Genomic DNA, 7,902 nt, shown 5'->3' on the forward strand with positions numbered 1-7,902 from the left:
TTACTCATAGATTTTAGTTCGCCTGCGAACCAGGCTTGCTGGTAACCAAACCACCGACATCAGCATCCTGAGCGGCTTTTTGCTGCTGCTCGGTGACCTGCTGTTTCGGCTTGTTTGGCTGATCTTGCGGCGGGAAATACAGCGGTCCTTTCAGGCCACAGCCTATCAGGCTGACCAGTGCCAGCGCCATACCCAGCTGACTCATCACTCGTATCATTCTGTCTGCTCTTCTGTCCTTAAGCCATGGTTGCTTATCATCGCAGTTGACGTTGTAAAAGCAACAGGAAATAGCCGCATTTCCTGCGGCAGGTCAGAGTTACAGCGCATCCCGCCGCGCGAACGCAGGCGGGATCAATGCATTTGGTAGCGTGGCTGGAAGTCGCCGTTGTCGTTGTCAGGCTGCGTAGCGCAGAGCTGCGTTAACGTTTGGCTGCGGAAAGGAATCACCTGGAAACGTTCGCCGGTATTCACAATCTGGTAGAACTGCGGCAGGTTGAAATTGATAAAGCTGGAGCCGTAGGTAAAACGGTCATGCGACGACGAATAGAATCGACTCACGTCGCGCACCAGCTCTTCTTTACTGCCTTCGCAATGGTGGTAAACCTCAACGCGGTTGGTTTCGTCGAGGATATAGATGTTGAAACCGCGATCGTCATTAGTATCTTCAAAGAAGAACTGAATGATGCCTTCGCTGGCGTAGCCGTTTACCACCGGTGGCAGCGGCGTCTGGTTTGATTCCACTTTGATCGACAAGCCGTGCAGCTTGTTGTTAGAAATCGCGCCATAGAATTCGACGGCGTTTTCCAGCTTCTGCACCGACACGCTCATGCGTTCGAAGAATAAGCCCCAGGTTTGGCCCGCCATGCGCAACGCTTTAAAGCGGCCCGGTTCCTGACGCGTGCTCGACAGACGGAGCTCAATACATTCCGAAACCAGCTGCTGCACACGGGTACGAATTAAACCGCGCAGATGCTGGCTGTAGCAGAACACTTCCACCGTATCCGGCGGCGCAGCATCCTGATGCATTTTGCCGAGAATGGTTTTCAGCGCTTCAATCATCGCCTGCTCGCCGTTGAAGTGCAGCGTACGCACTTCATTCCACGAGTTGCGATAAAGCAGATCGATGCTGCCAATCAGGCATTGCTGCTGCTGACCGAAGCTGAACACATCCAGCTTGCGGAAATCAAAATGCACCACCTGATTGCGGAACGCCGAGGTAGGATCGTGCTCAAGATTGACGATAATCGCTAAGTGACGAATTTCGCACGGGCTATAGAGCGCTTTCGGCGTCGGTGCCGGCACGCGCAGCGGAAAGTGGCTCGACACATCGTTCACCAGTTCCTGCAGACGCGGCAGGTCGCACAGATCGTTGCCTTTCATATGCAGACGCGTTTTGCTGGTCAGCAAACCGTTAAACCACGCCCACGCCACCAGCTTGTTCAGATAGCGGTTATATTCCAGCGGCTGATGGCTGATGATGGAACTCATGTCCGGCGATTGGTTATACAGATACCAACCGGCGCGATTGGCGCGGCCCGCCGGGACGTGAATAAAGGTGAGATTCTCTTCCGAAAGATCGGGCGAAATCTGCGGGTTCACTAAGGTGACTTTACCCGGCAGCGCCTCGAACGCGGCATACAGTTTACGCGTCAGCACGCCGATATCCTGCGGGCTGGCGCTGACGCTTAAATTGTTGCGACGCGCAAAGCGAATCAGGTTGCGATAGCTCTGCATCATCGCATCCAGTAACTCATTGTGCGCTTCGCGTACGCGTTCGATTTTCCATTGCGCGCGGTTATCCAGAACCGCTAACTTCTCCTCATCCCAGCCCCACTCTTTAACCAGCTGCGAAAGAATCTCGCGACGCCAGCCGGTGCGCTGATGATGGTGATCTTCGCTCGAGAGCTTTTCACACACTTTTAAATAGAAACATCGACGTACTAAATCAAGACGCGCCATGTCATCAACGCTGGTGAGATAGCGCGTTACGCGTTCCAGCATCATGCAGTAAGGATCGAGACCGAAGCAGACAATTTCGCCGTCGTGCAGGCGCTGCTTGATGTCCATCGACAACAGCTGCGTGTTGGGGTATTCCCAGCTGTAGGCTTCCAGCAGCAGGGTTTTCAGCACCGCTTTGTACGGCGAATCGATACTTTTATACAGCTGCCACAAGCTGGCACCGAAGTACTCTTCCGCTGACAACGTGCCAAGCCCGCCGAGATCCAGCCACTCATTTGGCGTCAGAACGCCTTGTGAATAGAGCGACATGACGTAATCGTCGTAATGGTGCTCCTCTTCGCCAGGCACCATGTTCCACAGGATGCGTTTACCCGCCATACGCACGGCGGTACGGTAAAACTCATCCAGCAGCAAAATATGTTGGGTAGAACCGCAGTCTTCACCGCCGAGGCTGCCGCTTTCGTTATGGCGGAAACGGTTCTCGTCAATCAGGAAGAAGCTGACTTCCACACCCATCGACACACACCATTTCTGCAACAGCGTACACTTACGCTGCAGATTGAGGCGCTCTTCATTATCCAGCCACGATTGGTGGCACACCCAGATATCAAGATCGGAGATGCTGTTTTGCCCAACGGACGAAGTGCTGCCCATTGAGTAAATGCCGGTAATCGGACGTTCGCCCGCCACGGCAGAGCTGAGCTCGAGCGCTTGACCGCCCGCTAAGTTCTGCAGCAGCTGAAGTTGGTTTTCATCGGGCGTGTAGAGGCAGACGCCATGCGGAACGTTACCTTCAACGTAGCCAGGCATCAGTGGATGATGGTAGTGCAATAATGTTGGCAGCAGACTGTAGACTTGCTGGAAAGCAGGTCCCATGGCAGCCAGTGCGCGATCTACACGCAGCTGGTTAATCGCATCCAGTCTCTGTTTCAGTGTCTCAATGTAGAGGTACAAGACGTTTCGCCTGATTGTCCCAGTGTTAAGCACCCTGTTTCCGAATTTTGCCGCTTAATAATAAAGATATTGGGCAAATAATTGCTGGAAACGTGATCAATCTAACACCTGGAGGATTGACCGTAAAGAAAGTTGCGCTACTTAACAGTTTAGCATGTTCCGACCGTAGCTCTGCTTTTTTCAGACTTCGACTCTCAACTGCGACCCTCAAGATCCAGGCGCAGTCTGACATCGCGGCCTTTTCAATCCGTTGAAACTGACAGCATTCCCCTATCAATGATAGGATATTCGATGAACGATCAAAATGGTTAACAGCATGTTAAACAAAATTTTCAGAATTGCTACCAGACAAAGTCCCCTTGCTCTGTGGCAGGCACAATATGTCCAACAGCGCCTGATGGCGGCTCATCCGGGTCTGCAAGTTGAGCTGCTGCCGATGGTCACCAAAGGTGATGTCATCCTTGATACGCCACTGGCAAAGGTTGGCGGCAAAGGGCTGTTCGTTAAAGAGCTTGAGCTGGCAATGCTGGAAGGGCGTGCCGATCTCGCCGTGCACTCGATGAAAGATGTGCCGATCGATTTTCCAGAAGGTCTTGGTCTGGTGACCATTTGCGAGCGTGAAGATCCGCGCGATGCTTTCGTCTCAAATCGTTACAACAGTATTGATGAGCTGCCGCAAGGCGCGGTTGTCGGGACGTCCAGCCTGCGCCGCCAGTGTCAGCTTAGCGCCCGCCGTCCGGACTTAGTGATTCGCTCGCTGCGCGGCAACGTCGGTACGCGTCTGGGCAAACTCGATGCAGGTGAATATGACGCCATCATTCTGGCGGCGGCGGGTTTGAAGCGTTTAGGTCTGGAAGATCGCATTCGTCAGGCAATGCCTGCAGAGATTTCCCTGCCCGCTGTGGGTCAGGGCGCCGTCGGCATTGAATGCCGCGTGGATGATGAGCAATTAATTACGCTGCTACAGGCATTGAATCATGACGATACCGCCGTGTGCGTGCGTGCCGAACGTGCGATGAATACGCGGCTGGAAGGCGGTTGTCAGGTGCCAATCGGCAGCTTCGCGGTGCTGGAAGACGATCAGCTGTGGCTGCGCGGATTAGTCGGCTCACCGGACGGCAGTCAAATGGTGGTGGGCGAGCGCCGGGGTCCACGCGATCACGCCGAAAAAATGGGCATTTCGCTGGCCGAAGAGCTGCTGGATGGCGGCGCGCGCGACATTCTGCGTGAAGTCTATCAAGGTCAACCGCCAGCATGACCATCCTCGTGACCCGCCCGGAACCGGCCGCCACTGAACTGGTCTCGCGTTTGCGCAGCCTGGGTAAACTGGCATGGAGCCTTCCGCTGATTCAATTCACGCCGGGTCGCGATCTTATTCATTTACCTAAGCAACTTGCTGCGCTCCAGCCAGGCGATCTGGTGTTTTTGCTGTCGCAGCAGGTCGTTACGTTCGCCGAACCCGCTTTACAGCAGAGCGCGACTACGTGGCCTGAAGCACTCAACTATTATGCTATTGGCCGCAGCACTGCTTTAGCCCTGCATACCGTCAGTAATCTAAAAGTAGACTATCCTCATGCGCGGGAGACCAGTGAAGAGCTGGTGCGTCTGAATCGTCTGCAGCAGGTTAGCGGCAAACGCGCACTGATTCTGCGCGGCAGCCCAGGGCGCGAGCTGCTGGCGGAAACGCTGATTGAGCGCGGCGCTGAGGTGCAATATTGCGAGTGTTATCAGCGCTGTGAAAAGCACTACAACGGCGCGACGGAAGGCCGCCGCTGGCGCGATCGCGGCATTACAACGCTGGTGGTCACCAGCGGCGAAATGTTACAACAACTCTTTTCTCTGTTTCCGCCAATTGATCGTCGGGAATGGTTACTACACTGTCGGCTTGTGGTCGTCAGTGAACGTTTGGCTACGCAAGCCGCTGAACTAGGCTGGCAGGACATTGATGTAGCCGATGGTGCCGATAACGACGCGCTGCTGCGCGCGTTACGCTGAACTTAACAATGGGATGAGCCATAATGACGGAACAAAAAGCCTCCTCCGCCATGGTTGAAGAAACCACCCCAGCGGACAATTCTCCCTCTCCAGCAACTAAGCCACCACGCGATAAAAAAAGCGATGGCAAGGTGCTGAGTGCAGTGGCGATTGTGATTGCGCTGGCGATTGGGGCGGGACTTTACCTTAATGGGAAACACCAGGCCGATTTACAGGCTCAAACTAATCAGAATCTCAGTGAGCAGCTGAGCACCTTGCAGCAGCAACTGGGCAGCGACAAACAGCAACTGACGCAACAGCTGGCTAGCGCCAACAGCGCCTTGCAGGAGACGCGCACGCAGCAGGATAACAGCGCTAAAGAGCTGGAAACCCTGCGCGATAAAGTCGCCACCATCTCTGGAAACGACACGCGTACCTGGCTGCTGGCGCAGGCGGATTACCTCGTCAAACTGGCGGGCCGCAAACTGTGGAGCGATCAGGATGTCACCACTGCAGCAGCGTTACTGAAAAGTGCCGATACCAGCCTGGCAGACATGAACGATCCAAGCGTAATGAACGTGCGTCGCGCCCTAACGCAGGACATCAGTTCACTCTCCGCCGTCAGCCAGATTGATTATGACGGCACCATCCTCAAGCTCAATCAGCTGTCGAACGGCGTCGATAATCTGCGTCTGGCTGACAACGACAGCGATGATTCACCTATGGACGCCGATGGCGGTGAGCTCTCCAGTTCGCTGCACGAGTGGCGTCAAAATCTGGTGAAAAGCTGGCACAACTTTATGGATGATTTCATCACCATCCGCCGCCGCGATAACACCGCACAGCCGCTGCTGGCTCCGAATCAGGACGTCTACCTGCGCGAAAACATTCGTTCGCGCCTGCTGATTGCCGCCCAGGCCGTACCGCGTCATCAGGATGAGATCTACAAACAGTCTATCGATGCGGTATCAACCTGGGTTCGTGCCTGGTACGACACCAACGATGCCGCCACCAAAGCCTTCCTTGCGCAGCTGGATGAACTGAGCCAGCAAAGCATTTCGATGGATGTGCCGGATACGCTGGAAAGCCAGCCGCTGCTGGAAAAACTGATGCAAACTCGCGTGCGTAATTTGCTGGCTCAGCCATCGGTTGCTGCTGATCAACAGGGAGGCTAACCATGCTGAAAGTATTGGTGCTTTTCCTGCTGCTGATTGCCGGCATTGTGGTTGGACCGATGGTTGCAGGCCATCAGGGCTACGTGCTGATCCAGACCGACAACTGGAACATTGAAACCAGCGTTACCGGCCTGGCAATCATTTTGATTCTCAGCCTGCTGGTGATCTTGTTGGTGGAATGGATTCTGCGTCGCCTGTTCCGCACCGGCGCACGTACACGCGGCTGGTTCACTGGCCGCAAGCGTCGTAGCGCACAGCGCCACACGCAAAGCGCGTTGATGAAACTGGCGGAAGGTGACTTCAAACAGGCTGAAAAACTGCTGTCGAAAAATGCCGATCACGCCGATCAGCCGGTGGCAAACTACTTGCTGGCTGCCGAAGCGGCGCAGCAACGCGGAGACGAAATCCGTGCTAATCAGCACCTGGAGCGCGCTTCTGAGTTGTCAGTGAACGACACGATTCCGGTTGAAATCACGCGCGTACGTCTGCAACTGGCGCGCAACGAAGATCACGCTGCACGTCACGGCGTTGACCGCCTGCTGGAAGTCGCGCCGCGCCATCCGGAAGTGTTGCGTCTGGCAGAACAAGCCTACATTCGTACCGGCGCGTGGGGTGCATTGCTCGACATTCTGCCTGCAATGCAGAAAGTGCAGATCAATGATGAAGCACAGCGCGATGCCTTGCAGCAGCAAGCCTGGCTGGGCCTGATGAACCAGGCGATGGCCGATCAAGGCAGCGACGGTTTGAAAAAATGGTGGCAGAACCAGAGCCGCAAAACGCGTCAGGAAACCGCCTTGCAGGTGGCGATGGCAGAACATCTGATTGAGTGTGACGATCCGGACACCGCGCAGAGCATCGTGCTGGAAGGTCTGAAGCGTCAATATGACGATCGTCTGGTGTTGCTGATGCCGCGCATCAAAAGTGGCGATCCGCAATCTCTGGAGAAAGCATTGCGTCAGCAGATTAAACAGCATGGCGCCACGCCCCTGCTGCACAGCACGCTGGGACAGATGCTCATGCGTCATGGAGAATGGCAGCAGGCGGCAGAAGCGTTTCAGCAAGCGCTGGCTCAGCGTCCTGATGCGTTTGATTATGCCTGGCTGGCCGATGTTTACGACCGCCTGCATCGCCCGGAAGACGCCGCCAAAATGCGTCGCGAAGGCCTGCTACTTACGCTGAAGAACAATCCAAGCGCTTGATTTTACGATTGTTACTTTTGTGCACGCCGGGCTGGTCCCGGCTTTTTTTTGCCTGTCATAAACTGCAGACAAAAAAACACCTGCCATAAGCAGGTGTAAGATCAGGTCGTTCAGACAACTGATGGCATCCGACTCAACGTAATGTCCTTCTTACTGCAGTAAAGCGTGCGCAATTACTGCCAGGCTGGACAACGGATGCCGTAAGGGGCTCTGCATCATTCCCAGGTTTATGTAGCATCAGCAAACATAAGAGGTGGAATGAGCATCTACAGGGAGATTATTGCACAAGACGTGCCAAAGTTGCAGTTATCGCAATAAGTTATTTTCTATCAACAGGATACAACCCACCACACGATCCACGTGTTAGCCGCTGTCGGTAAATCGCGACACATAGCCCAAAAGCTGTCTCCGTAAAACGACAAGCTATGCAAGGAATTGTCATGCCATTATAAATCAGTGAGTTATATGTATCTGAATAGCGACAATGTGCAGAATTACGTTTTAAGGGAAATGATGGGATGAGTGGCGAACGCGGAAGGTGGGTACAAACGAAAAAAGCCTGCTTTTTCAAGCAGGCTTTTCGAATATGGTCGGCGAGAGAGGATTCGAACCTCCGACCCACTGGTCCCAAACCAGTTGCG

The 7,902-nt window shown here is 54.4% G+C and carries 6 protein-coding genes; 4 read left to right on the plus strand and 2 right to left on the minus strand.

What is annotated here, in order from left to right; translation table 11 throughout:
* Positions 1-13 precede the first annotated feature (13 nt).
* Both lptM and RTM06_RS10970 read right to left on the minus strand, forming a co-directional pair.
* Positions 14-217 (minus strand): LPS translocon maturation chaperone LptM, encoded by a 204-nt coding sequence (gene lptM / locus RTM06_RS10965; protein ID WP_312182119.1) that lies wholly within the window; start codon positions 215-217, stop codon positions 14-16.
* A gap of 134 nt (positions 218-351) precedes the next feature.
* A complete protein-coding gene (locus RTM06_RS10970; protein ID WP_293795726.1) occupies positions 352-2,913 on the minus strand; it encodes a class I adenylate cyclase in 2,562 nt (853 codons plus the stop codon).
* 316 nt (positions 2,914-3,229) lie between these two features.
* Here RTM06_RS10970 and hemC point away from each other — a divergent pair, with 316 nt between their 5' ends.
* Genes hemC through hemY form a run of 4 tightly spaced genes read left to right on the plus strand, consistent with a single transcriptional unit; the run spans position 3,230 to position 7,261 of the window.
* Positions 3,230-4,171, plus strand: a complete 942-nt coding sequence (hemC, locus tag RTM06_RS10975; protein WP_036648709.1) for a hydroxymethylbilane synthase — start codon at positions 3,230-3,232, stop codon at positions 4,169-4,171.
* On the plus strand, positions 4,168-4,908 hold the full coding sequence (gene hemD / locus RTM06_RS10980) for a uroporphyrinogen-III synthase (protein ID WP_312182123.1): 741 nt from the start codon (positions 4,168-4,170) through the stop codon (positions 4,906-4,908). The genes hemC and hemD overlap by 4 nt, the downstream gene beginning before the upstream one ends.
* A 23-nt stretch (positions 4,909-4,931) precedes the next feature.
* A complete protein-coding gene (gene hemX, locus RTM06_RS10985; RefSeq protein ID WP_008105767.1) occupies positions 4,932-6,062 on the plus strand; it encodes a uroporphyrinogen-III C-methyltransferase in 1,131 nt (376 codons plus the stop codon).
* Between the two features lie 2 nt (positions 6,063-6,064).
* Positions 6,065-7,261 carry a protoheme IX biogenesis protein HemY gene (gene hemY / locus RTM06_RS10990; protein ID WP_312182126.1) on the plus strand — a complete coding sequence of 399 codons (1,197 nt, stop codon included), beginning with the start codon at positions 6,065-6,067 and terminating at the stop codon, positions 7,259-7,261.
* Positions 7,262-7,902 lie beyond the last annotated feature (641 nt).

Source organism: Pantoea sp. CTOTU46764 (genome assembly GCF_031974595.1).
Lineage (GTDB): Bacteria > Pseudomonadota > Gammaproteobacteria > Enterobacterales > Enterobacteriaceae > Pantoea > Pantoea trifolii.